Source organism: Methylobacterium sp. (assembly GCF_019745455.1).
GTDB lineage: Bacteria > Pseudomonadota > Alphaproteobacteria > Rhizobiales > Beijerinckiaceae > Methylobacterium.
This window is the reverse complement of sequence record NZ_JAIETD010000107.1, coordinates 33,373-54,635: the sequence shown is the minus strand read 5'-3', so window position 1 is coordinate 54,635 and position 21,263 is coordinate 33,373. Positions and strand designations below refer to the sequence as shown.

25 protein-coding genes and 1 pseudogene are annotated in these 21,263 nt (G+C 63.9%); 13 read left to right on the top strand and 13 right to left on the bottom strand.

What is annotated here, in order from left to right; translation table 11 throughout:
• Positions 1 to 6: 6 nt before the first annotated feature.
• Positions 7 to 1,020 carry a zinc-binding alcohol dehydrogenase family protein gene (locus tag K2Y56_RS19605; RefSeq protein WP_018429632.1) on the bottom strand — a complete coding sequence of 338 codons (1,014 nt, stop codon included), beginning with the start codon at positions 1,018 to 1,020 and terminating at the stop codon, positions 7 to 9.
• A 605-nt stretch (positions 1,021 to 1,625) separates the two neighbouring features.
• On the opposite strand from K2Y56_RS19605, the gene K2Y56_RS19600 reads away from it, so the two are divergent.
• From K2Y56_RS19600 to K2Y56_RS19565, 8 genes and pseudogenes are all read left to right on the top strand, one after another.
• Positions 1,626 to 2,231, top strand: a complete 606-nt coding sequence (locus tag K2Y56_RS19600) for a sulfite oxidase-like oxidoreductase (protein ID WP_018429633.1) — start codon at positions 1,626 to 1,628, stop codon at positions 2,229 to 2,231.
• The gene (locus K2Y56_RS19595) at positions 2,224 to 2,967 is read left to right on the top strand and encodes a ferredoxin reductase (RefSeq protein WP_292511434.1); all 744 of its coding nucleotides are present in this window, start codon (positions 2,224 to 2,226) and stop codon (positions 2,965 to 2,967) included. The genes K2Y56_RS19600 and K2Y56_RS19595 overlap by 8 nt, the downstream gene beginning before the upstream one ends.
• Positions 2,968 to 3,035: 68 nt before the next feature.
• On the top strand, positions 3,036 to 4,301 hold the full coding sequence (locus K2Y56_RS19590; RefSeq protein ID WP_292511431.1) for a thiolase family protein: 1,266 nt from the start codon (positions 3,036 to 3,038) through the stop codon (positions 4,299 to 4,301).
• A 51-nt stretch (positions 4,302 to 4,352) separates the two neighbouring features.
• Positions 4,353 to 4,626: pseudogene (gene grxC, locus K2Y56_RS19585) on the top strand (glutaredoxin 3).
• Between the two features lie 68 nt (positions 4,627 to 4,694).
• Positions 4,695 to 4,976, top strand: coding sequence for a DUF427 domain-containing protein (locus K2Y56_RS19580; RefSeq protein WP_018429637.1), 282 nt, complete (start codon positions 4,695 to 4,697; stop codon positions 4,974 to 4,976).
• 170 nt (positions 4,977 to 5,146) lie between these two features.
• On the top strand, positions 5,147 to 5,413 hold the full coding sequence (locus K2Y56_RS19575; protein WP_292511427.1) for a hypothetical protein: 267 nt from the start codon (positions 5,147 to 5,149) through the stop codon (positions 5,411 to 5,413).
• A 198-nt stretch (positions 5,414 to 5,611) separates the two neighbouring features.
• Entirely contained in the window at positions 5,612 to 6,106 is a 495-nt protein-coding gene (locus K2Y56_RS19570; RefSeq protein ID WP_292511426.1) for a DNA starvation/stationary phase protection protein, read from the top strand.
• Between the two features lie 50 nt (positions 6,107 to 6,156).
• Positions 6,157 to 6,690: a peptide-methionine (S)-S-oxide reductase gene (locus K2Y56_RS19565; RefSeq protein ID WP_018429640.1), complete on the top strand. Its 534-nt coding sequence runs from the start codon at positions 6,157 to 6,159 to the stop codon at positions 6,688 to 6,690.
• Between the two features lie 223 nt (positions 6,691 to 6,913).
• Here K2Y56_RS19565 and K2Y56_RS26580 read toward each other — a convergent pair whose 3' ends face one another.
• The 3 genes from K2Y56_RS26580 to bdcA form a co-directional block, all read right to left on the bottom strand.
• Positions 6,914 to 7,063: a type IV toxin-antitoxin system AbiEi family antitoxin domain-containing protein gene (locus tag K2Y56_RS26580; RefSeq protein ID WP_366849147.1), complete on the bottom strand. Its 150-nt coding sequence runs from the start codon at positions 7,061 to 7,063 to the stop codon at positions 6,914 to 6,916.
• Positions 7,064 to 7,685: 622 nt separating this feature from the next.
• Positions 7,686 to 8,339: an NAD(P)-binding domain-containing protein gene (locus K2Y56_RS19560; RefSeq protein ID WP_026227544.1), complete on the bottom strand. Its 654-nt coding sequence runs from the start codon at positions 8,337 to 8,339 to the stop codon at positions 7,686 to 7,688.
• 19 nt (positions 8,340 to 8,358) lie between these two features.
• Positions 8,359 to 9,072 (bottom strand): SDR family oxidoreductase, encoded by a 714-nt coding sequence (gene bdcA / locus K2Y56_RS19555; RefSeq protein WP_026227545.1) that lies wholly within the window; start codon positions 9,070 to 9,072, stop codon positions 8,359 to 8,361.
• 71 nt (positions 9,073 to 9,143) lie between these two features.
• On the opposite strand from bdcA, the gene K2Y56_RS19550 reads away from it, so the two are divergent.
• Complete coding sequence (locus K2Y56_RS19550) at positions 9,144 to 9,737, top strand: TetR/AcrR family transcriptional regulator (RefSeq protein ID WP_018429645.1); 594 nt, start codon at positions 9,144 to 9,146, stop codon at positions 9,735 to 9,737.
• Positions 9,738 to 10,070: 333 nt separating this feature from the next.
• Here K2Y56_RS19550 and K2Y56_RS19545 read toward each other — a convergent pair whose 3' ends face one another.
• A complete protein-coding gene (locus tag K2Y56_RS19545) occupies positions 10,071 to 10,466 on the bottom strand; it encodes a hypothetical protein (protein ID WP_292511414.1) in 396 nt (131 codons plus the stop codon).
• A 78-nt stretch (positions 10,467 to 10,544) separates the two neighbouring features.
• Between K2Y56_RS19545 and K2Y56_RS19540 the strand changes: the two genes are divergently transcribed.
• Complete coding sequence (locus K2Y56_RS19540; protein ID WP_292511411.1) at positions 10,545 to 10,955, top strand: hypothetical protein; 411 nt, start codon at positions 10,545 to 10,547, stop codon at positions 10,953 to 10,955.
• Between the two features lie 23 nt (positions 10,956 to 10,978).
• Here K2Y56_RS19540 and K2Y56_RS19535 read toward each other — a convergent pair whose 3' ends face one another.
• Positions 10,979 to 11,176, bottom strand: a complete 198-nt coding sequence (locus K2Y56_RS19535) for a type IV toxin-antitoxin system AbiEi family antitoxin domain-containing protein (protein ID WP_026227546.1) — start codon at positions 11,174 to 11,176, stop codon at positions 10,979 to 10,981.
• A gap of 430 nt (positions 11,177 to 11,606) precedes the next feature.
• Here K2Y56_RS19535 and K2Y56_RS19530 point away from each other — a divergent pair, with 430 nt between their 5' ends.
• Positions 11,607 to 11,876 (top strand): AlpA family phage regulatory protein, encoded by a 270-nt coding sequence (locus tag K2Y56_RS19530; protein ID WP_181268293.1) that lies wholly within the window; start codon positions 11,607 to 11,609, stop codon positions 11,874 to 11,876.
• On the opposite strand, the gene K2Y56_RS19525 is transcribed toward K2Y56_RS19530, so the two are convergent.
• Together K2Y56_RS19525 and guaA are read right to left on the bottom strand one after the other, a co-directional pair.
• Positions 11,866 to 13,122, bottom strand: a complete 1,257-nt coding sequence (locus K2Y56_RS19525) for a tyrosine-type recombinase/integrase (protein ID WP_292511401.1) — start codon at positions 13,120 to 13,122, stop codon at positions 11,866 to 11,868. The genes K2Y56_RS19530 and K2Y56_RS19525 overlap by 11 nt on opposite strands.
• A gap of 317 nt (positions 13,123 to 13,439) precedes the next feature.
• Positions 13,440 to 14,996, bottom strand: a complete 1,557-nt coding sequence (gene guaA, locus K2Y56_RS19520; RefSeq protein WP_292511398.1) for a glutamine-hydrolyzing GMP synthase — start codon at positions 14,994 to 14,996, stop codon at positions 13,440 to 13,442.
• A 136-nt stretch (positions 14,997 to 15,132) separates the two neighbouring features.
• On the opposite strand from guaA, the gene K2Y56_RS19515 reads away from it, so the two are divergent.
• Positions 15,133 to 15,363, top strand: coding sequence for a hypothetical protein (locus tag K2Y56_RS19515; protein WP_292511395.1), 231 nt, complete (start codon positions 15,133 to 15,135; stop codon positions 15,361 to 15,363).
• A gap of 57 nt (positions 15,364 to 15,420) precedes the next feature.
• Here the strand turns inward: K2Y56_RS19515 and K2Y56_RS19510 are convergent, their stop codons facing one another.
• Together K2Y56_RS19510 and K2Y56_RS19505 are read right to left on the bottom strand one after the other, a co-directional pair.
• A complete protein-coding gene (locus K2Y56_RS19510; RefSeq protein WP_292511392.1) occupies positions 15,421 to 16,500 on the bottom strand; it encodes a DUF808 domain-containing protein in 1,080 nt (359 codons plus the stop codon).
• Between the two features lie 124 nt (positions 16,501 to 16,624).
• Complete coding sequence (locus K2Y56_RS19505) at positions 16,625 to 17,926, bottom strand: RsmB/NOP family class I SAM-dependent RNA methyltransferase (protein ID WP_292511487.1); 1,302 nt, start codon at positions 17,924 to 17,926, stop codon at positions 16,625 to 16,627.
• Between the two features lie 147 nt (positions 17,927 to 18,073).
• Here K2Y56_RS19505 and K2Y56_RS19500 point away from each other — a divergent pair, with 147 nt between their 5' ends.
• The gene (locus tag K2Y56_RS19500; protein ID WP_292511389.1) at positions 18,074 to 18,226 is read left to right on the top strand and encodes a hypothetical protein; all 153 of its coding nucleotides are present in this window, start codon (positions 18,074 to 18,076) and stop codon (positions 18,224 to 18,226) included.
• 10 nt (positions 18,227 to 18,236) lie between these two features.
• Here K2Y56_RS19500 and panE read toward each other — a convergent pair whose 3' ends face one another.
• The 3 genes from panE to guaB form a co-directional block, all read right to left on the bottom strand.
• Positions 18,237 to 19,178, bottom strand: a complete 942-nt coding sequence (gene panE / locus K2Y56_RS19495) for a 2-dehydropantoate 2-reductase (protein ID WP_292511387.1) — start codon at positions 19,176 to 19,178, stop codon at positions 18,237 to 18,239.
• 72 nt (positions 19,179 to 19,250) lie between these two features.
• Positions 19,251 to 19,682 carry an MAPEG family protein gene (locus K2Y56_RS19490; protein ID WP_292511384.1) on the bottom strand — a complete coding sequence of 144 codons (432 nt, stop codon included), beginning with the start codon at positions 19,680 to 19,682 and terminating at the stop codon, positions 19,251 to 19,253.
• 7 nt (positions 19,683 to 19,689) lie between these two features.
• Complete coding sequence (gene guaB / locus K2Y56_RS19485; protein WP_292511381.1) at positions 19,690 to 21,183, bottom strand: IMP dehydrogenase; 1,494 nt, start codon at positions 21,181 to 21,183, stop codon at positions 19,690 to 19,692.
• Between the last annotated feature and the right edge of the window lie 80 nt (positions 21,184 to 21,263).

Below are 21,263 nucleotides of genomic sequence, written 5' to 3'. Positions count from 1 at the left end.
CAGTCATCAGAAGCCTTCGAGGACAATCTTCCCTCTTGCCGCGCCACTTTCGATCAGTGCGTGCACCGTCTTCAGATTGGCGGCATTAATTGGCGACAATTTTTCCGTTAGCGTCGTGCGAATTTTGCCGTCGTCCACCAGCACCGCCAGCGAATTGAGGATCTTGCCCTGCTCATCCATGTCGGGCGTGCCGTAGAGCGACCGTGTGAACATCAGCTCGTGGTGGATCGACACTGCCTTGCGCTTGAACAGCATGACGTCGAGTGCCTTGGGATCGTCGATGAATCCGAACCGTCCTTGCGGGGCGATCAGTTCGGCGATGTCGGATGCATGCTGCTCGGTATGCGTGGTCGAGAACACGAAAGCGGGAGCGCCGATGTTGAGCTCGGCAATCTGTGGCGCGAGCGGCCGAGAGTGGTCGATGACATGATGAGCCCCAAGCCCTTTAACCCACTCCCGGGTTTCCGGCCGAGAGGCGGTGGAGATGACGATGAGATCCGTGCGCTGTCGCGCGATCTGGATGGCGATCGACCCGACCCCACCCGCACCACCGATGATGAGGATCGCCGGCGCCGCCCCGGGGACGGGCTTCGTCACGTCCAGGCGATCGAACATGGCTTCCCAGGCCGTCAACGTCGTGAGTGGCAGCGCCGCCGCTTCCGCCCAGTCGAGCGACACGGGTTTACGACCGACGATCCGGGCGTCGACGAGATGGAACTCCGCATTGGTGCCGGGCCTTATGAGCGATCCGGCATAATAGACCTCGTCGCCTGGGGCGAATTGCGTCACGTCGGGGCCGACCTCGCGCACGATCCCGGCCGCATCCCATCCCAGCACTTTCCAATCGCCATCAGCGGGCGGCGTGCTGCTGCGGATTTTATAGTCGACCGGGTTGACCGAGACAGCCTTCACCTCAACCAGGATATCGCCTCCTTCAGCGACAGGCCTAGGCAGATCGATGTCGACCAGCGCGGCGTCCTCGGCGATGGGTGCCGGAACCTTATAACCAACGGCTTTCATCAGTGTCTCCAGCTTGCTGTATCCTGAAGTCTGATCGATCAGATTGAAATTTCTTCCGAACTATACTCAGGATTTAAAGATTTCGCGTGTCAGACTATGAAGGTATGCGCGCAGCATTACCAATAGCGGTGCGACATAGTTTCCATACCTCCGAGCCGGATTCGAAAGTTTAGCGAGGATAGCAGTTTATTGCTGTTCGGCGGGTGAGCATCCGGATGGAGGCGATAAGCGCCCAAGCGGTTGAGGAGTCGACCTCTCAGCGGTCGCGTTGGCAGGGGCGATCTCGCCCGCCGGTCTCACACCAACGTTGGCAAGCGACGGCGTCCGCTCGAAATCCGCTGACGGGGATACGCCTGCGTTGCCGATTCGAAGCTATCGAAACTATAGCTACAGGGTATTGGGAAATCATACTGGACTGACGCTATAGTCTTCACGCATAACCACGACTCAAAATGGTCCAACACTTTTCTCTACGCTAATAGAGAATCCGGTATTCTGATTTTCAGTGAATTGGCTCGTTCGGCGGTTGTGCGCGCAAAGATCTTTTACAGAATTCTGAACTGAATCCGGTTCTGGTCTGTCGTGACAAGCAAGGGGGTTTCGCTATGGTCACCAGAGGTTTCACAGGCCGCGGTCCAGGCGGCGACCAGTCCGATCGGATTCCGCCGGGTCAGCATCTCGTGGAGAATTTCCCTGTTCTGACGGCCGGGCCAACGCCGAACGTGGAGCCCTCCGATTGGAAATTCACCGTCAAGATCGGTCCGAAGCCGGTCAAAGTGTGGAATTGGAGCGAGTTCAACGCTCTACCGAAGACCAAGGTGACCCGAGACATTCACTGCGTCACGTCCTGGTCCAAGCTGGATACCGCGTGGGAGGGCGTACTCGTAGAAGACATCCTTGCAGATGCAGGGCTCGATCGGCCCACCGATTTCGTCTTGGCGCACTGCTACGATAACTACTCGACAAACATCCCGCTGGCGGATCTTCTCTCCGGGAAAGCGATGGTCGCCCTCAACTATGCGGGCAAGCCGCTTCCCCGCGATCATGGAGGGCCGGCGCGTCTTCTGGTTCCGCACCTTTACTTCTGGAAGTCCGCCAAATGGGTGAACGCGCTGCAATTCACAACGCGTGACGAGGCCGGATTTTGGGAGCTGCGCGGCTATCACATCTACGGCGATCCGTGGCGCGAGCAACGATACACCAATGACTGAAAACGGCGCGCAAATCGCGTGGCAGCCATGCGTAATCGACGAAATCGTCCAACAGACCCCGAGTATCAAGAGCTTCTTCCTTCGGTTGAGCAAACCGTTCGCGCACATCGCAGGGCAGCATGTCGATGTCCGGCTGACCGCGCCCGGTGGCTACAGTGCGATGCGGAGTTACTCGATCGCGTCTTCGGCAATCTCGTCTCCGATCGTCGAGCTCGCTATCGAGCGCCTACCGGATGGCGAAGTTTCGCCGTTCTTTCACGATGTCGCAGCGATCGGCGACGAAATCGAGCTTCGTGGTCCGCTCGGCGGCCATTTCCTATGGCCTGAACCTGCCATAGACCCAGTGCTGTTGATCGGGGCAGGCTCCGGCCTCGTGCCGTTGATGGCGATGATCCGGCAGCGCCGCGCACTGGCCCAGGCCGCGCCCACAGCGCTGCTCCTGTCCGCACGAACCGCCGAGGACGTTCTCTTCTCAAAAGAGCTTCATTCCGTCGAGATCAGCGATCCGGCGTTCGTCTTGGCGCTGGCAATTACGCGCGAGAAACCGCTCCGCGCATCGGACTTTGCGCGACGGATCGACGGCGCGATGGTCCAGGAAATCCTGGCTCGGCTTCCCCGGAAGCCCACACAAGTCTTCGTTTGCGGGTCCAACGGATTCGTCAACATCGCGACCGAGGGCGCGCTGCTGGCCGGCCTGGACCCCTCCATTGTCAAAACCGAGCGCTACGGCGGCTAGCGGCGCAAGCTACTTCGCGTCCCGCCGATCGTGGACGTGCAGCCCACGGATTAATTTTGGAGATCATCATGAGCCGCTTTGCCGAACCCGTCTTCATTGCCGCTGGCCTTCGGACGCCTTTCGGCCGCGGCGGAGGCGCGTTGGCTGCCTACGATGCCATCTCTCTGTCCGTGCCTGTCGTGCAGGCGATGGCGGCGCAGGCGGAGCCTGATCTCCTCGTCTGGGGAACCGTGATCCCGAATTTGGGCTGGAGCAATATTGCTCGCGAAACCTGGCTTGATGCCAAGCTCAATCCGACTGTTCCGGCGTTCTCCGTCGTCCTGGCATGCTCGACCAGCATGACGGCGACCTTCGCTGCGGCAGGGATGCTGGGCGGAGGAACCGACCTCACCATGGTCGGCGGGTCCGAAGTCATGAGCCGGCCGTCAATCGCCCTGACGGCCGATGCATCGAAGCGGCTCACCGACCTCTTTGCGCAGGATGCGACCGCCGCGCTTGCCGCCCTCCAGTCTCTGACTCCACGAGACTACGTGCTCCCCACAAAGGGCTGGGCAAACCGGATCACCGGAAGGACGATGGGTGATCATATGGAGGAGACCGCCAAGGCTTGGCGGGTCTCGCGCGTCGCGCAGGATGATTGGGCGCTCAAGAGCCACCAGCGGGCAGTCGCTGGTTGGGAACGTGGCTTCTTCGACGATCTCGTGATTTCGCTGCCTGAGCTGGCGCGCGATGCGAACCCGCGCGCCGATACGTCGCCCGAACGGCTGGCCGCACTCAAGCCTGCCTTCGATCGCGACAGCGGGAGGGGAACCCTGACCGCCGGAAACAGCTCACCGATTACCGATGGAGCCGCCGGGTGTTGGGTTGCCACCGAAGCCGGTGTGGCGAGACTCCCGGGGGGCACCCCCTACGTGCGGCTCGTAGACTACGAGATCTCTGCCGTCGATCTCCCCACCGAGGGTCTGCTGATGGCGCCCTCCTATGGCATTCCGCGCCTGCTCGCGCGGCATCGACTCAGCTTCTCCGACATCGCACTCTGGGAAATCCACGAAGCCTTCGCAGCCCAGGTCCTGGCGAACGTCGCGGCCATCACCGATCGGGAGTGGGTGCGCGCGACAGCCGGTGTCCAGGCGGCTATGGGCGATTTCAACTGGGACCGCGTCAATCCCAATGGAGGCTCGGTCGCCCTAGGTCATCCGTTCGGCGCTACAGGCGCGCGCGACCTCAGCCAGGCGGTGAAGGAACTTTGGGCCATGCCGCCCGGATCGCGGGCAATCGTCAGCATCTGCGCCGACGGCGGTCAAGGCACAGTCGCCCTCCTCGAACGCGGCTGACCGCGACGTTCGCCATGACAGCGATCCGCTTCCAACTGTCGGAGACGCGATATGACAACTGATGTGCTGCTGTACACCACGAACTGGTGCCGTTCTGCCGCCGGGCGAAGACGCTCCTCAAGGAGAAGCGCGTGCAATGGAAGGAACTCGATATAGAGGCAAATCCGGTTCACCGGCAGGCCATGACGGAAGCGTCGCGGGTCGAAGCTCCGTGCCGCAGATCTTCATCAACGGCACGGATGTCGGTGGCTCCGATGAGCTTTTCGCGCTCGATGTCAGAGGCGAGCTCGACAAACTTCTCGGGCGCACGCCGCCTGCCACCTGAGGGGGTGCGGCTTTGGCCAGACAGCCCACGAACCCCGTGCCGGTTGATGAATACGAAAGGAGAGTCAGTTGGTCTCAGCTATCTGGAAAGACACCACCATCGCCACAAGCGACGAGACAGTCGTCGTCGAGGGAAACCACTACTTCCCACCTTCGGCAGTCGATTTCGGCCTGCTCGAGATGAGCCCCCACACGTCTGTCTGTCCGATCAAGGGCGCCGCGCGCTACTTCCATGTGCGTGTGGGAGACGCGCTCAACGTGAACGCAGCCTGGACCTATCCAGATCCGACGCCAGGCGCCGAGGGCATCCGGGATCATATCGCCTTCTGGAAAGGCGTGGAGGTTGCGTAGCAGGCGGACAGGTGGCGGCCTCAGCGCCATGTGCAAGCGCCCGCGGGACGGCTTTTCCGCCCATCCCAGGCCGCGTCGGCTACAGGGCTCCGCCCCGGACCTTCTCCGCGGACTGGCGCCGAGGGCCTCGGACCCTTGGGCTTCTGTCGAATCAAGACGACTGGATTGAGATGGAGCTTGCCGAGTTCGATGCCGCCTTCGCGCAGCTTCCCGAGGGATACAGCGAAGGCGCCTACGAAGGCCGGCGTTTCGGCGTGACTGTCCGGCGATCCGGTGACGGACGTCGCAACAGCCTGTTCGCCAGGGAGTTGGCCGGGACCGACATTGTCAGCTTCAACCTCTATCGCGTTACATCAGATAGAACATTGCTGAAGCCGTGCGAGATGTCCGCCGAAAAGGTCGTCGCGTTCGTGCTGGATTTCCGACCGGCCCCCTGACGGGCAGGTGGAGGTCCCGGCCGACCGGTCCGCCTGCGACGCCCGGCCCCCCAAGACTGCGCATGTCGCTCAAAGGTATCGAAACTATAGCCACCGGCCATTGGACTTCGTCTGGCAATGAATTCATCTTCTATACATCGCCATCCGTGGGGGAATCGGTGCTGGATCCCGTGTAGCCAGATTGAGAAAGTCTAAGCGATGACGAACAACAATGCCTCCGCCCTTCCGACACCTTCTGATCTTGACGAATGCGCGGCGATGACTGTCGCCGACGCTCTGAAGATCATTCTGGCGAACAGCTACGCGAGTTACCTGAAGACAAAAAATTTCCACTGGCACGTCTCCGGACCCTACTTCAGGGACTATCACCTGCTTCTTGATGAGCAGGCCGCAGAGATCCTCGCCGTCACCGATGCGATCGCCGAGCGCGCCCGAAAGACGGGCAACACCACCATTCGATCGATCGGCGATATCGCGCGCCACCAGACCATCAAGGACAATGATGCTGAGTTCGTGACGCCGCAGGACATGCTGGGCGAACTCCGCGCCGACAATCTCCACATGGTCGAGTCGTTTCGCCGCGCAAAGGATGTCGCGGACAAGGCGAAGGATAATGCGACGTCCGGCCTGATCGATGCCTGGACGGACGAGGCTGAGCGCCGTGCGTGGTTCCTCTTCGAAATCAGCCGCTAGCGCTTCGCCGGGCAAACCTACGTCAGGAATGACGCCTGGGCGTGGAGGTGATGATGGCGAAGGCCGGCTTTGGAGGGGGATGCCATTGGTGCACAGAAGGCGTGTTCCAGGCGTTGCGCGGCGTCGCCCAGGTCGACCAGGGCTTTGTCCAGTCGGACGCGCCGGCAGATACCTGGTCAGAAGGGGTGATCGTCACCTTCGATCCATCGGTTATTCCGTTGGCGACGCTGTCCGAGGTGCATCTCAGAACGCATTCCGCTGCCAGGGCCCGCTCGCCTCGCAGCAAGTACCGCAGCGCGATCTACATCTTTGAAGAGAGCCAGCGGCCGGAGGCCGAACAGGCGATCGTCCGCTTCGCCGGCGCGTCTGCCAAGGCGGTGCACACCCTGGTCCTCCCGTTTAAAGGTTTCAGAGCGTCGGACGAGCGTTACCAAAACTACTATCGAACCGACCCGAGCAGGCCCTTCTGCCGCCGCTACATCGATCCCAAGCTGGATCATATCCGACGGCACTTTTCGGAACTGGCGCTCCCTGAAGCGAACCCGACTGTCCGGCAAGTCATCGATAGCGGTGATGGTTCGTAGTTCTAATGCGGCTCCGCGCTGAAGCATTCGACGAGTTCGCGCGCAATGAGACCTTGATTGCCATGCTCCATACGGCGTTCCCCGGAATCGGCCATGTCCGCCGCAACCCTGTCGGATACGCCTGGGTTGCTCTCAACTACACCAACCGCGACCCCAACTGATCATCGACAGCGCGGTGCGCCTATTCGGCCCATCTTCGGACTGACGGTCGGCAGCGTTCCGGTTAAGCGGCTCGCCGCGGAACAGCGCGGTAACGCCCGTAGCCAACCTTGATCAACAGTCCTTCCTCGCACATCCTTGTTAAGTAGCACCGAGGAATGCCGACCTCCGTCAAATCACGGGTGCGGACTTCGCCTAGCTTCTCCGCCAACATCACTGCGCGCTCTCGGAGATTCGGCATCGGCCCGCCGGCAGCGACAATCCTTCTGCTCTCAGTCGATCACGCTTGCGCATCTTGACGGCGGGCCTTTGGATATGATTGAGGGGAATCGGCAGATCGAAGTTCGCATTTTCACCGACTCCGGCGAGCCACGCTTTTTCCTACGCCATGGCGCGATACTGTGCGCTGGCGTGCGATGTTTCCCTACGCTACGATCCGGTGCGATCCTGTTGGCTTGGCCAGCGCAGGGCCGCAAGAGCGATCGAAGGCAGGCGTAGAATAGCGTTACGTACCGAGCTCGCCCACCCCTTCAGCGCGCCCGTCGCATAATCGGTGGCCATGGCGTGGAAAGACAGGCGATCGGCGGCGCATTTCGGCTTCGCGCCAGCAGCGGTCATTACCGACTTGGCTGAAAGGCGACATTCCGCTCTTCACACAGACTCCCGCTTTCAGTCGAACACCGTAGGCCTTGTCGGCGGGATCGCGGATCGCTGCTGCCCTCTCAGCGATACCGACCGCGGCAGGCGCAGGCCGACATGAACGTGATGCCGGCGCGGGCGAGAACGGCGAAGACCTCGTAGGCATGGGCGGTGTGGTCGGGCAGAGGCAGTCTGCCCTATCTCGGTGGGAGCGGTGTCGCCTTGGCAAGGTTCGCAATCAGCGCGGGACGCGTTTGATGGTCGTGCGCGTGCCATGCGGGCTGACCCGGAGCGCTCCGCCAGGACTCGCTAAGCGGGCTGTTGTCCGCCGTGTCGAAGCCGAACTGGTCGTACAGTCGCGTGACCAGCGCCACCGCTTCGGGATAGTCGCTCGACACCGACAGCGCGTGCCGCCCCGGCGTGCCAGCGGGCCGCGCCGACAGCAACAGGCGCGGTGCCTGGATATGCGTGAACGCCTTCGCGACCTTGGACGTTGGCAGCTGGTCCTGCCGCAGTTCGTGCTCGGTCTTCGCGCCGGTATCGACGAGGGCATAGCGCCCGTCGCGCCACGGCATATAGTTGTTGGTGTCGAGCACGATCTTGTTCGCCAGTTGCGCCACGGGCATGTCGTTGACCAGCTTGAGCGGGACCGCGATCACGACGAATTCTCCCGCCTCCGCCGCACCGGCAGCGGTCGCGGCGCGGGCAGGCGGCCCGAGCTCCGCGACCAGCCCGGCCAGGGTTTCGGGCCCCCGCGAGTTGGCGATGACAACCCGATAGCCGTTGGCGATGGCGGCGCGGGCAATCTGGCTGCCGACCTCGCCCGCGCCGATGATGCCGATGGTGGTCATCGGCGCGGGCGAGGTCGGATCAGGCACCGAACGCGCCGTCGATGGTGTGCATGGCGCCCGTAACGAACCCCGCCTCCGGGCCGGCGAGGTACGCCACCATGCCCGCGACTTCCTCTGGCCGGCCGTGGCGCTTGATCGCCATGAAGCTGTGCAGCAGCTCCTTCATCGGTCCGTCCGCCGGATTGGCGTCGGTGTCGATCGGGCCGGGCTGCACCACATTAATCGTGATCCCGCGGGATCCGAAGTCGCGTGCCAGCCCGCGCGCCATCCCTTGCAGCGCAGACTTGCTGAGCGCGTAGGAGGACATGCCTGGAACGGGCATCCGGTCGCCGTTCACCGATCCGATGACGATGATCCGGCCACCCTGGGGCATCTGGCGCGCGGCCTCGACCGAGGCATGATAGGGCGCGTGGATATTGATCCGGAACAGCCGGTCGATTGCGTCCGGATCCTGCTCCAGAGAATCGCCGAAAACACCGATTCCGGCATTGACGACCAGCACGTCGAGCGCGCCACTGTCCTTCACGCGCGCGATCACCGCGTCGCGATCCGCGCTGTCCGTCTCGACAGCGGTGCTGCCCGTTTCGGCCGCCAGCGCGTGGGCCGCGTCAGGCGAACCGGAATAGGTAAAGGTCACCTTCGCGCCATCTGCCACAAAACGCCGAACGATCGCCGCGCCGATCCCCCGACTGCCACCCAGCACGAGAACGGATTTCGCCTCAAACACACCCATCGGACTTTCCTTGATCAATAACTTACGACTCGCTACATAAACGACTTGAAACACCCGTCAAGGTATTTGTAGTGGTTCATACAAAATTATCCCGCGCACGCGGCAGACCGCGCCTGTTCGACCCGGACGAAGCGGTCGCGACCGCCCAGCGGCTGTTCCATTCGCGTGGCTATGATGCCGTCAGCATCGCGCACCTGACTCAGGCGATCGGGATAAACCCGCCCAGCTTCTATGCCGCCTTCGGCAGCAAGGCCGAGCTCTACAGCCGCATTCTCGATCGCTATGCCGGTACCGGCGCGATCCCGCTGTTCGATCTGCTGAACGCCGATCGCCCGGTCGCGGAATGCCTCGTCGCGGTGCTGGAAGCGGCGGCGCGGCGCTATGCCGCCGATCCGGACGCGGCGGGGTGCCTCGTTATCGAGGGTGTGCGCTGCACCGACCGCGAGGCACGCGAGGCGGCCGGAACGTTCCTTGCGGCGGCGGAGGAGGCGATCCATCGCTTCGTCGCCGCGCGCCATCCCGAACAGGCCGAGCGCGTGACCGACTATATGAGCACCGTCATGGCCGGCCTGTCCGCCAGCGCTCGCAACGGGCACGATCTCGATCGCCTGCTCGCCGCCGCCCGGCTCGCCGGGGCTGGTCTTGAGCAGGTGGTTCGCGGCTAATCCGCAAGCTCGGCAAAATGACCAGGACGTTATCGACCGGAAAGGTTGGTCGCGAACACCGCGTCGCGCTGCCGCTTCAGCGTTTGCGTGCCATCGGAGTTGGACACCTGGATATGGCCGATGGGCAATGCGCACTCCGCCAGAAAAGACTGAAGCTCCCGGGCATGTCAGCTTATCGTGCGGACGCGAAGCTGACATGCTGAAGGTGCGAAACGAGTCACTAGCGGAACTTGGGTTCAGTGCCGGAAGCGGACACTCCACGCGAGTCGGTCACAAGTAGGCTCGCGGCTCCCGCTCCCGAAAGGTCATCTTTGGAACAGCTCCGAAAGTGAGCTAGCCATCCTGCAAATACTTCGCCCAATTCAGCCGCACATAGTCCGCCATGCCCTGAGCAGGTGCGTACGACGGGTAGAGCCTCCGAAACGCCAACAGTGCGGCAGCGGGATCTTGCGACCCCAGCGCGTCCGTGTGTTTCAGTAGATAAAGCAACGCAATCGAGGGCGACCGCGAGAGGCCCTGGTTGCAGTGAACCAGCACTTTGAACTCGCCGATGTGACGGTCGATCGCGCCGAGCGCCGTATCCACGATGATAGGCGCGATGAAGCTCACCTGCGCGACATCGAACCGAACAACGAAGCGATCCGTGTGCCGAATGCGGCGAACCGGGATAGGCGCTAACGACATAGGCTGAGAAGTTCGTGGGCGCGTCGCCAGAAACGGTGTGCCCATGAACGATCCTGGCTCTGGCTCCGTTTCTTTCGTAGGCTTCGTCGGGATCAAAGGCCGATGAGGTCAGGAGGATCATCCATGCAAGCAGGAACCATAGCTGACACCGCCGTCTTGGCTGAGGCCTTCACCCGCGGTTCGGCTATGAAGCGCGGCATGCTCGTCATGGAAGGCGGGGTTCTGTCCCGCGATGAGTTCGCAGGTCGGATCGGCCTGACGCCCGAGGAACTTGAGGCCCAGCCCCTCCTTTGGCTCGATGTCGATGGCGAGCGCGCCTATCCCGCCTTCCAGATCACCGGCACCGGACTGCTTCCCGGTATGAGCGCCGTGGTCGAGGCGTTCACGATCGAGGAGCCCTGGATGCGGGTCAACTTCATGCTGACCGACGACGCTCGCCTCGGCGGCCAGCGCCCGATCGATGCGTTGCGCGAAGACCGGATTGTCGATGTCGTCAAAGCCGCTCGGGCCTACGGCGAACACGGCGCGGCCTGACATTTCCGCGGACGAAGCTTCCATCAGGCAGCTTCTCGCTCGGCTGCGCGATAGAGGCCGTAGCCTTCCCTCACCAGCCAGCCCTCCTCGCACATCCAGGCGAGATAGTGCCGCGGGATACCGATGGCGGTAAAATCGCATGTCCTCACGATCGTACGCTGGCGGGCGAATGCGTAGGCTTTCTCCCGCAGCGACGGCATCGGACCGCCCGCCAGACGCATGCGCTCAGCACGGTCACGATCGCGCTTCCTCTGCTGGGGCGGGTTTTTCGGGGTCGCGGCGGGAATCTGAAAGAGATAGTTCGCATCTTCGTCGACCCCGGCGAGCCGGGTGAGATTCGAACTTTTTGGCCGTCGGTTTACCTTGAGATTAAAGGTGGTGCGGGTGGTCGGAATCGAACCGACACTCCTCTCGGAACCGGATTTTGAAGTGAATCGCGGGGTTCCATCGGACTGAAATTCTACGTCCGGCGTCGGCTAGGAGCAAGGCCCAAGGGTCGGCCGACGCTCCTAGACGACACTTGCCCGTTGAGACCACCCGTCCGATTTACACGCTATAGCCCGATATTACCGCACACGTTCACGCGCGGGCTTCAAAGCGGCGGATCTATCGCCTTCTATCTCCACAAGAGCAAAGAAGTGGAGATACGGTATGAGCGCTGCCCCACATGTCGCCCGAAGAACCATTCGCCGGCAGCAGTTACGAGAGATCGTACCGCTTGCCGACAGCACGATCTACGACATGGAGCAGCGGGGAGAATTCCCGCAGCGCTTCTATCTCACCTCGCGCTGCGTCGTCTGGGACTTGGCAGAGGTGGAAGCCTGGCTCGATGCTCGGCGCCATGCGTCTCGCGCAAATGCAATCAAACGTGCTCCAAGCCCTGATGTGAGGCTGCGCCGCTCGCGGCCCGTCAAACACTAGGCTCCAACTCAAGCAACTCCATCGTGGCCGGGAGCAGCGTCGGACGATACTTCTGACCCAAAACCCAGGCGTCCAACATATTGGACCACTCCTGCATCATATGGCGGCGTTGATGCTCGTACTCCGCCTTGTTATAGACGCCACGCGAGGACCTTCCGTCCTCATGCGCCAAGCACTTCTCGATCCAGTCGCTATTGAAGCCCAGCTCATTCAGCAGGGTAGAACCTGTGCGTCGTAGGTCATGGACAGTGAACGGTTCGAGCGGCAGCCCCTCTTTTTTCGCTCTGACGACGACCGCTGTCGTTATCCGATTGAATGTCGCCCGCGACATCGGTGCGTCAGCGTCGTATCGCGAAGGAAGGACATAGCGCGAGTTACCCGCGCAAGTTTTCAGCGCGATGAAGATGTCCACCGCCTGCTCCGACAGGTAGACGTTGTGTGCCTTCGACCGCTTCATTCGCTCTTTTGGGATCGACCAGACGGCGTTCTCGAAATCGACTTCATCCCACGTCGCGTCCTGCAGCTCGCTTTTCCTGACCATCGTCAGAAGGAAGAGCTTCATTCCCAGCCGTATAGTCGGCAGGGTCGGCACATGCTCGAGCTGGCCGAGCATGACGCGGATCTCCGCGGGTGATAGCGAACGATCCTTCGGTACGAAGGTTGCGATAGACGCGGGCCCAACTTCATCCGCCGGGTTGGCGACCTTCTCGCCATGCAAGATCGCGAACGCAAAGATCAGCTTCACGATATCCCGTACATGGACGGCCGTGGCTGGAGCACCGCGATCCTTCACTTTTCCGCACATCATGCGGAGATCGTCAGGCGCGATCTCCGTCAAAAGCCTGTTTCGAAACGTTGGCAGGATGTCGCGCTCGTAGATCGAGCGCCGCATGGCGCGCGTGCTGTCGGCCATGCGCGACTCCTGGAACCATTTCTCGCCGAACTCGCCGAACCTCTTCGCCTCCTTCAGTCGCCGCTTGTCGTGCTGCTTCTCCTGGGCCGGAGACCGCCCCTCTGAAATGGCCCGCTTCGCATCGATCAGCTTCTCGCGAGCCCTGGCAAGCGAGAGGCCATCTGGGCCGTATCGGCCGAGCGTCAGCGTCTCCCGACGTCCATTGAGGCGGTAGTCGTACCGGAACACGATTGCCCCCGACGGCTGCACCACGACGTACATACCGTCGCGATCACTCACCTTGTACAATTTATTCTGTGATCTCAGTGCCTTAATCGCAGTGTCAGTAAGCATGTGGGCCTCCAAAACCGTCAAAAACCGGAGAGAGGCGCCGATTATACCGTCAGGGCAAAACAGGCGAGGCTGAAAGCATGATTCCCGTTTTATATCAGCCTGTTAGTACCAGAAATAATACCGTCAGCAGCTCTCTTAGCCCTGACGGTATAGCGAAATTACAGATCGAACAAGTTCTCCCATACCGTCTGCTATACCGTCAAATCGGAGCACTGCCCCTCGATAGACGGTGATAGACGATGATACAATTACCGTTATATTTCAATGCATTATGGCGTACTAGAGCGTACAAATGGATATTGCCGGAGGGGCAAAAATCATTCCCACTCGATCGTCCCAGGCGGCTTCGACGTGATGTCATACGTCACCCGGTTGATGCCCTTGACCTCGTTGATGATGCGGGTCGCGACGCGACCGAGGAATGCCATGTCGAAGGGGTAGAAATCGGCCGTCATGCCGTCGACCGAGGTGACGGCGCGCAGGGCGCAGACGTGGTCGTAAGTGCGGCCGTCGCCCATCACGCCGACCGTCTTGACGGGCAGGATCACCGCGAACGCCTGCCAGATCGTGTCGTAGAGGCCGGCCTTGCGGATCTCGTCGAGGTAGATCGCATCGGCCTTGCGCAGGGCGTCGAGCTTCTCGCCTGTGATTTCGCCGGGGCAGCGGATGGCAAGGCCGGGGCCGGGAAAGGGGTGGCGCCCTACGAAGGCTTCCGGCAGGCCGAGCTCCTTGCCGAGCACCCGGACCTCGTCCTTGAACAATTCGCGCAGGGGCTCGACGAGCTTCATGTTCATGCGCTCGGGCAGACCGCCGACATTGTGGTGGCTCTTGATCGTCACCGAGGGGCCGCCGGTAAAGGAGACGCTCTCGATCACGTCCGGGTAGAGCGTGCCCTGCGCCAGGAATGCGGCGCCGCCGATCTTCTTGGACTCTTCCTCGAAGACCTCGATGAACAGGCGACCAATGGTCTTGCGCTTCACTTCAGGGTCGCTGACGCCCTCGAGCGCACCGAGGAACATCTCCTGCGCCTGAACGTGGACGAGCGGAATATTGTAGTGGTCGCGAAACAGCCGCACGACCTCCTCGGCCTCTCCGAGGCGCAGAAGGCCATGATCGACGAAGACGCAGGTCAGCTGCTCGCCGATCGCCTCGTGGATCAGCACCGCCGCCACCGAGGAATCGACGCCGCCCGAGAGGCCGCAGATCACGCGCTCGGTGCCGACCTGCTCGCGGATCTTGGCGATCGCCTCCTCGCGGTAGGCGCCCATGGTCCAGTCGCCGGTGCAGCCGGCGATGTCGCGCACGAAGTTGCGGATGAGGAGGGCGCCGTGGGGCGTGTGCGCCACCTCCGGGTGGAACTGCACCGCGTAGAAGTTCCGCGATTCGTCCGCCACCGCAGCGAAGGGCGCATTCCTGGAGATCGCCACGGTGGTGAAGCCGTCGGGCAGCTTCGTGACCCGGTCGCCGTGGCTCATCCAGACCGGGTAATGCTCGCCCACATGCCAGACGCCCTTGAACAGGGGACAATCGGCCAGGATTTCGATCTCGGCGCGGCCAAACTCGGCATGGTGCCCGGCCTCGACCTCGCCGCCGAGCTGGGCCGCCATGGTCTGCTGGCCGTAGCAGATGCCGAAGACGGGCACGCCGGCCTCGAAGATCGCCTGCGGGGTTCGCGGCGAGGCATCGCTGGTCACCGATTCGGGGCCGCCCGAGAGGATCACGCCCTTCGGCTTCACCGCAGTGAAGGCTTCGCCAGCCTTGGTGAAGGGGACGATCTCGCAATAGACTCCCTCCTCCCGCACGCGCCGCGCGATGAGCTGCGTCACCTGGGAGCCGAAATCGACGATGAGGATCTTGTCGTGGTCCGTGATCATGCCTTCGGAGTTAGACGAGGCGACACCAGCGTGCAACGCAAACGCTCCGCCGGTCGGAGAAGGCCACGGCGATTAATCGTTCGTTCAGGCGACCGAGGCGAGACCGCGCCCCCCAGCAACGAACAGGAGCCTCATCATGAGAGCCATTGTCCTCGGGATCGCCGCCCTCGCCTTCGGAAGCATCGCCGCGCCGGCCATGGCGGCGCCGCTCGTCTTCAGCCAGGGCATTGCCCCGGCGAGCGGGATCGAACAGGCCAGGGTCGTCTCCCGCACCGTGGTGCGCGGGCCTCGCTGCAAGACCGTCGTCACAAAGCGCCGCGGGCCGTTGGGCCGCGTGACGGTGGTGCGCAAGCGCCGCTGCTTCTGATCGCGAGCGCCGAAGAACGCTTGAAGGCGAATGGCTCCTCGGGGAGCCATTCGCACATCAGGCCCGTCGCGGAGCGGTCTCGCTCTGCGGCTTCGAACGGAAGAGGCCAGTAATTTTTCCGGCGACCGGAGCAATGACGAACTGGACCAGCGGGATCGTCAGGGCGCCGAGGACGAGGCCGACGACGCCGGAGAGGGCGGCCGTGACCACCCATTCGACGAGGGCGGCGAGCGAGGGAACCAGTGCGGCGGCGCGCGAGGCGGCTTCGTGGACGACATGCCCAGGCGCCTTCACGGCATACTCCTCCAGCCCGTGCAGGATGATGCCGCCGCCGACCCAGAGCATCGCGGCGGTCCCGACGAAGGCGAGGACTTTCAGGAAATAGGGCATGCCGACGACGAGTCCGCGGCCAAACCCTCTTGTCACCGGCGCCAAGGCCCGGTCGATACCCGAGGCAGGCGCCGTCTTGTCGGGCTGCCGAAGCCCGAGAATGCTGCTGGCCGGCCTCTCGTTGACGGCGAGGGCCACCCCGGCATCGTCCGCCTTCACGATGAGCGCGACCAGGCCGTAGACCAGAACCGTCACGCCGAGCGCCACGACGGCGAGGATCGTGGCCTGCATCGCCACCGTATTCACCTCGAGCGAGGCGAGGGTCAGCGCCATCACCTCCGCCGAGAGGATGAAGTCGGTCTGGATCGCGCTGCGGACCCTCTGGTCCTCCTGCGCCTTCGCGTCCTCCTTCGCGGCACCCACCGCCACTTCGTGGCTCTCGGCCTTATGCGGCAGAACGGCATGCAGGATCTTCTCGGCGCCCTCGTAGCAGAGATAGATTCCGCCGAGCATCAAGAGCGGGGTGATCGCCCACGGGGCGAAGGCGCTCAGCGCCAGGGCGCCGGGCAGCAGGAACAGGAACTTGTTCTTCAACGAGCCCCAGGCGATCCGTCCGATGATCGGAACCTCGCGGGCGGCGGCGAAGCCGACGACGTAGCGGGGCGTGACCGCCGTATCGTCGATGACGATCCCCAGGGCCTTCGTCCCGGCCCTGCCGGCCTGCGCAGCGATGTCATCGATGGACGCCGCGGCGACCTTCGCGAGGGCCGCGACATCGTCAAGGAGGGCGATCAGGCCGATGCTCATGGGGCTCTCCGTAGGAATCTCAGCAGGACGCGCCTTCGAGGGAAGCCGACAACCGCGACCCAACGCGCAATCCGCGTACCGGAGGCGTCGCCCCTCCGGTTTTTATTTTTCACTGCTCCGAGGATCAGCGCACGCGCTCCAACGTAGCGACGTAGAAACCGTCGGTGCCGGTGAGCGCGGGGCTCATCTGCATTCCTGCTTGCGTGAACCGCAAGACGGGTTTCAGGCCCCCGTCGAGGGAGGCGGCGACCTCCTCGGCCGGGATCGAGGCGAAGTGTTCGCCGTGGCGGCCGAGGAAGCTTGCCACGGCCGCATCATTCTCCTCGGGAAACAGCGAACAGGTCACATAGGTGATGCGCCCGCCCGGCCGCACCAACCGGGCGGCGCGGTCGAGGACAGCGGCCTGCTCCTGAATGCGGGCGGAGAGGGCGTTCGGGCGCAGGCGCCACTTGGCGTCCGGGTTGCGGCGCCAGGTGCCGGAGCCGGTGCAGGGCGCATCGACGAGGACGCGGTCGACCGTTCCGTCGAGGTCGCCGAGCACGTCGGCCCTGGCGCGGCCGGCGCGCGGCGTCCTCACCTCGGCAACCGCACCGGCCCGGCGCAGGCGCTCGTGGATCGGCGCAAGGCGGCGCGGATCGTCGTCGCTGGCGATGAGCCGGCCGGAATTTTCCATCGCGGCGGCCAGCGCCAGAGTCTTGCCGCCGCCACCGGCGCAGAGATCGACGATGGTCTCGCTGGATTTCGCCCCGCAGAGCAGGCCCGCGAGCTGCGAGCCCTCGTCCTGGATCTCATACCAGCCGTCGAGGAATTCCGGCTCGACGTGAAGGGCCGGCCCGCGCCCGTCCGGCCCGAGGGGAATGCGAAGCCCGTGAGGCGCGTGCGGGGTCGGCTCCGCGCCGAGATGCGCCAGGCCCGTGAGGGCCTCGTCGCGGCTGCGCTGCAGCGTGTTGATACGGATATCGAGAGGCGCCCGGCGGCCGAGTGCCTTCAACTCGGCGAGGCAATCGGCGCCGAAGATTGCGTCCAGGGACGGCAGCACCCATTCCGGCACGTCGCCGGCAATGGCAGGCGGTGCCTCGGCCAGTGAGCCCTCGGTGAGATGACGGCGCTCGTCCTCCGTCAGCTTCTCGGGGGCGAATCGCTCGCCGGAGAAGAGTTCGGCGATCGTCGGCTCGGCGAGACCGTGCTGGAGGCGCAGCATACCGATAATCACGGCGCGCGGCGTGTCGGCTCCCATGATCCAGGCGGCCGAGGCACGGCGGCGAAGGGCATCGTAGACGAGGCTTGCGATGGCGGCGCGGTCGCCCGATCCCGCGAAGCGATGGCCGAGGCCCCAATCCTTGAGGGCGTCGGCGGCCGGGCGGCGGCGATCGGCAATATCCGCGAGAACCTCGATGGCGGCGGACAAACGGGCGGAAGGGGTCAGCGGAACATCCTCGATTGAGCGGTCTCTGCCGCGATACGGCCACGCTTATGCCAAAAGCCGAGCCTACGCTTCTTGCTCGGCCGACGCGATGTGCGGCCATGCCGAAGGCATTTTCCGCCTATGATTTCCCGGAGCGTCGAACTTACCATGCCGTCCGCCGTCAAACTTACCGTCGCGAGCATCGTCCTGACCGCGCTCGCTGCCTGCGCCACCGCCCCCGCCGTCGACCTGACCCCGCCCCCGCCGAAGGTCGACGCCAAGACCGGCCTCGAATACGGCTCGCCCGGCCCGCGCCGCTGAGGCGTGACCCTCAGGCCTGCTCGCGCCCCCGACGGTTCTCGTAGGCCTTGAGATGGGTATAGGCCTGCCTCAACAGGGGGCAGGCCGACTCGTCCGGCGAGCGGGCGATGAGATCGCCGACGATGTGATCGGCCTCGATCCGCGCGCGGCCCTCGATATCGCGCAGCATCGAGGCGGTGAAGGCCGAGCCTTCCGCCGTGAGGATGCCGCGGCCGTTACGGACTGGCTTTTCCCGAGGCGTCTGGCCGGACGCGGCCGCGATGGCGATGCACTCGTCGTAGAGGCCGTTGATGAAGGCGAGGCCGCCCGGAGCGGCGACGATGTCCCCGATCGTGGCGCGCATCAGGCAGGTCGAGCCGGCGAGCGTCGCCAGGAAGACCCACTTCTCCCACATCTCGATCAGGATGGTCTCGCTCAGCTTGGGCTGGAAACGCACACCCTCCATCAGTGCTTCCACCGCCAGGATGCGCTCCGAACGCGAGCCGTCCCGCTCGCCGTAGGTGAGGGTATGGAGCTCGTTCATCTGCCGGACCTCCCCCGCCGGACCAAGCGTCGACACGATGGCGCAGGAGCCGCCGAGGACCCGCTCGGCGCCGAACCGGGTGTCGAGGACGTCGAGATGGCGAAGACCGTTCAGGATCGGCAGCACGGCTGTGCTTGGCCCCACCGCAGGCGCCACGTCGTCGAGGGCGCTGTCGAGGTCGTAGGCCTTGCAGCTCAGGAGGACGAGGTCGAAGCCTTCGCCCTTACCCGCCGCGAGGTCGGCTGCCGTCAGCGTCTTCGGGGCCGGGATGTGGATGTCGCCGATGGGGCTCTTCACCTTCAGGCCTTCGGCCGCCAGCGTCTCGGCACGGGCGGGCCGGACCAGGAAGGTGATGTCGCGCCCGGCTTCCGCCAGCCGCGCCCCGAAATATCCACCGGTGGCACCGGCGCCGACGACGAGCACGCGCATAGGCAAGGTTCCTCGAACTTTGGTCCGTGCCTCCTCTAACGGAGAAGTTGGCGTTGTTGCCAGGCCCGCGCGTCAGATACCGACCGGGGCCGCGAAGATGCGGATTGCGAAGATGATCCACATGATCAGCAGCACGAGGGCTCCCGCGGCATAGGCGCGGAATCGGTTCGGAACATGGTTCGAGGTCACCGTGATTCCCGCATGGACGAGGCGGGTCGCCACGAAAATCCAAGCGAGAATGACGAACAGCAGGTCGGCCTTCTTGGTGAAGAGCGCGAGCGGCACCAGCGCGAAGAACAGAACCGGCAGCTCGAACTGGTTCGAAAACGCATTCGCCGCCTGCTGGGCGCGGATTGGCCAGTTGCGCTGCCCGAGCGCGATGTCGCCGATCTTGACGCGGCCGGCCCCGACCTCCGCAAAGCGCACGCGCCCCATCCAGAACAGAAGGGCGAAGACGAGCGCGACCTGAACGAAGACGGGGGCGAGGACGGCTTGGACACTCATATCCGGGTCATGCCCGCCCAGGATAGTTCGGGCTCTCCCGGGTGATCGTCACGTCATGGACGTGGCTCTCGCGCAGGCCGGCATTGGTGATGCGGACGAACTGCGCCTTTTCCTGGAACTCTGGGATCGTCGGCGCGCCGACATAGCCCATGGCGGCACGGAGGCCGCCGGCGAGCTGGTGCAGCACCGCCGCGACCGGGCCCTTGTAGGGCACTTGCCCCTCGATGCCCTCGGGAACGAGCTTGTGGGTGTCGCTAACCTCGGCCTGAAAGTAGCGGTCGGCAGAGCCGCGCGCCATGGCGCCGACCGAGCCCATGCCGCGATAGCTCTTGTAGGAGCGGCCCTGGTGCAGGAACACCTCGCCCGGGGCCTCGTCGGTGCCCGCCAGCAGCGAGCCGAGCATCGCCACCGAGGCGCCCGCCGCGATCGCCTTGGCGAGGTCGCCGGAATACTTGATGCCGCCATCGGCGATCACCGGCACGCCGGCCTGGTCGGCCGCCTCAAGCGCCTCCATGAGCGCGGTGAGCTGGGGCACGCCGACGCCGGCGACGATGCGGGTGGTGCAGATCGAGCCGGGCCCGATCCCGACCTTGATCGCGTCCGCGCCGGCATCGATCAGCGCCTGGGCGCCGTCGCGTGTCGCGACATTGCCTGCCACCACCTGCACGGCGTTCGAAAGCTGCTTCACCCGGCGTACGGCGTCGAGCACCTTGATGGAATGGCCGTGGGCGGTGTCGACCACGATGACATCGCAACCGGCATCGATCAGGCGCTCGGCCCGCTCGAATCCACCATCGCCGGTCGTGGTTGCGGCAGCGACCCGGAGGCGGCCCTGTTCGTCCTTGACCGCGCCCGGATAGGCGACCTGCTTCTCGATGTCCTTGACGGTGATCAGGCCGATGCAGCGGTAATGGTCGTCGACGACGAGCAGTTTCTCGATGCGGAACTGGTGGAGAAGGCGCTTGGCCTCTTCCTGGTTCACGCCCTCCCGCACGGTGATGAGACGTTCGCGGGTCATCAACTCGGCGACGGTCTGGGTGGCATTCGTCGCGAAGCGCACGTCGCGGTTCGTCAGGATGCCGACGAGCTTGCCGCGCGAGCCGTTGGGGCCGCGCTCCACCACCGGGATGCCGGAGATGCGGTTCTTCTTCATCAGGCTGAAGGCGTCGGCTAGGGTCTCGTCCGGGTGGATGGTGATGGGGTTGAGCACCATCCCCGACTCGTACTTCTTGACGAGGCGGACCTGCTCGGCCTGCTCATCCGGCTCGAGGTTGCGGTGGATCACGCCCATGCCGCCGTTCTGCGCCATGGCGATCGCCATCGGCGCCTCGGTGACGGTATCCATGGCCGAAGCCAGGATCGGCAGATTGAGGTGGATCGCCCGCGTCAGCCGGGTCGCCACGTTGACATCCGTCGGCATGACCGAGGAAGCCGCCGGTCGCAGAAGGACATCGTCGAAGGTCAGGCCCTCGGTGATCGACTGAGCTGTGATGCGGGCCATGAACCAACTCCCGTGAGGATGAGCGACACCGCCCCGAAAATCAGGGACGCGTGAATGAGTTGGCACGGGGCGATATCATG

Excerpts from the sequence above, each read along its gene's own strand:
- K2Y56_RS19605 (WP_018429632.1), bottom strand. The coding sequence starts at position 1,020 with ATGAAAGCCGTTGGTTATAAGGTTCCGGCACCCATCGCCGAGGACGCC.
- K2Y56_RS19600 (WP_018429633.1), top strand. The coding sequence starts at position 1,626 with ATGGTCACCAGAGGTTTCACAGGCCGCGGTCCAGGCGGCGACCAGTCC.
- K2Y56_RS19595 (WP_292511434.1), top strand. The coding sequence starts at position 2,224 with ATGACTGAAAACGGCGCGCAAATCGCGTGGCAGCCATGCGTAATCGAC.
- K2Y56_RS19590 (WP_292511431.1), top strand. The coding sequence starts at position 3,036 with ATGAGCCGCTTTGCCGAACCCGTCTTCATTGCCGCTGGCCTTCGGACG.
- K2Y56_RS19575 (WP_292511427.1), top strand. The coding sequence starts at position 5,147 with ATGGAGCTTGCCGAGTTCGATGCCGCCTTCGCGCAGCTTCCCGAGGGA.
- K2Y56_RS19570 (WP_292511426.1), top strand. The coding sequence starts at position 5,612 with ATGACGAACAACAATGCCTCCGCCCTTCCGACACCTTCTGATCTTGAC.
- K2Y56_RS19565 (WP_018429640.1), top strand. The coding sequence starts at position 6,157 with ATGATGGCGAAGGCCGGCTTTGGAGGGGGATGCCATTGGTGCACAGAA.
- K2Y56_RS26580 (WP_366849147.1), bottom strand. The coding sequence starts at position 7,063 with ATGTTGGCGGAGAAGCTAGGCGAAGTCCGCACCCGTGATTTGACGGAG.
- K2Y56_RS19560 (WP_026227544.1), bottom strand. The coding sequence starts at position 8,339 with ATGACCACCATCGGCATCATCGGCGCGGGCGAGGTCGGCAGCCAGATT.
- bdcA (WP_026227545.1), bottom strand. The coding sequence starts at position 9,072 with ATGGGTGTGTTTGAGGCGAAATCCGTTCTCGTGCTGGGTGGCAGTCGG.
- K2Y56_RS19545 (WP_292511414.1), bottom strand. The coding sequence starts at position 10,466 with ATGGGCACACCGTTTCTGGCGACGCGCCCACGAACTTCTCAGCCTATG.
- K2Y56_RS19540 (WP_292511411.1), top strand. The coding sequence starts at position 10,545 with ATGCAAGCAGGAACCATAGCTGACACCGCCGTCTTGGCTGAGGCCTTC.
- K2Y56_RS19535 (WP_026227546.1), bottom strand. The coding sequence starts at position 11,176 with ATGCGTCTGGCGGGCGGTCCGATGCCGTCGCTGCGGGAGAAAGCCTAC.
- K2Y56_RS19530 (WP_181268293.1), top strand. The coding sequence starts at position 11,607 with ATGAGCGCTGCCCCACATGTCGCCCGAAGAACCATTCGCCGGCAGCAG.
- K2Y56_RS19525 (WP_292511401.1), bottom strand. The coding sequence starts at position 13,122 with ATGCTTACTGACACTGCGATTAAGGCACTGAGATCACAGAATAAATTG.
- guaA (WP_292511398.1), bottom strand. The coding sequence starts at position 14,996 with ATGATCACGGACCACGACAAGATCCTCATCGTCGATTTCGGCTCCCAG.
- K2Y56_RS19515 (WP_292511395.1), top strand. The coding sequence starts at position 15,133 with ATGAGAGCCATTGTCCTCGGGATCGCCGCCCTCGCCTTCGGAAGCATC.
- K2Y56_RS19510 (WP_292511392.1), bottom strand. The coding sequence starts at position 16,500 with ATGAGCATCGGCCTGATCGCCCTCCTTGACGATGTCGCGGCCCTCGCG.
- K2Y56_RS19500 (WP_292511389.1), top strand. The coding sequence starts at position 18,074 with ATGCCGTCCGCCGTCAAACTTACCGTCGCGAGCATCGTCCTGACCGCG.
- panE (WP_292511387.1), bottom strand. The coding sequence starts at position 19,178 with ATGCGCGTGCTCGTCGTCGGCGCCGGTGCCACCGGTGGATATTTCGGG.
- K2Y56_RS19490 (WP_292511384.1), bottom strand. The coding sequence starts at position 19,682 with ATGAGTGTCCAAGCCGTCCTCGCCCCCGTCTTCGTTCAGGTCGCGCTC.
- guaB (WP_292511381.1), bottom strand. The coding sequence starts at position 21,183 with ATGGCCCGCATCACAGCTCAGTCGATCACCGAGGGCCTGACCTTCGAC.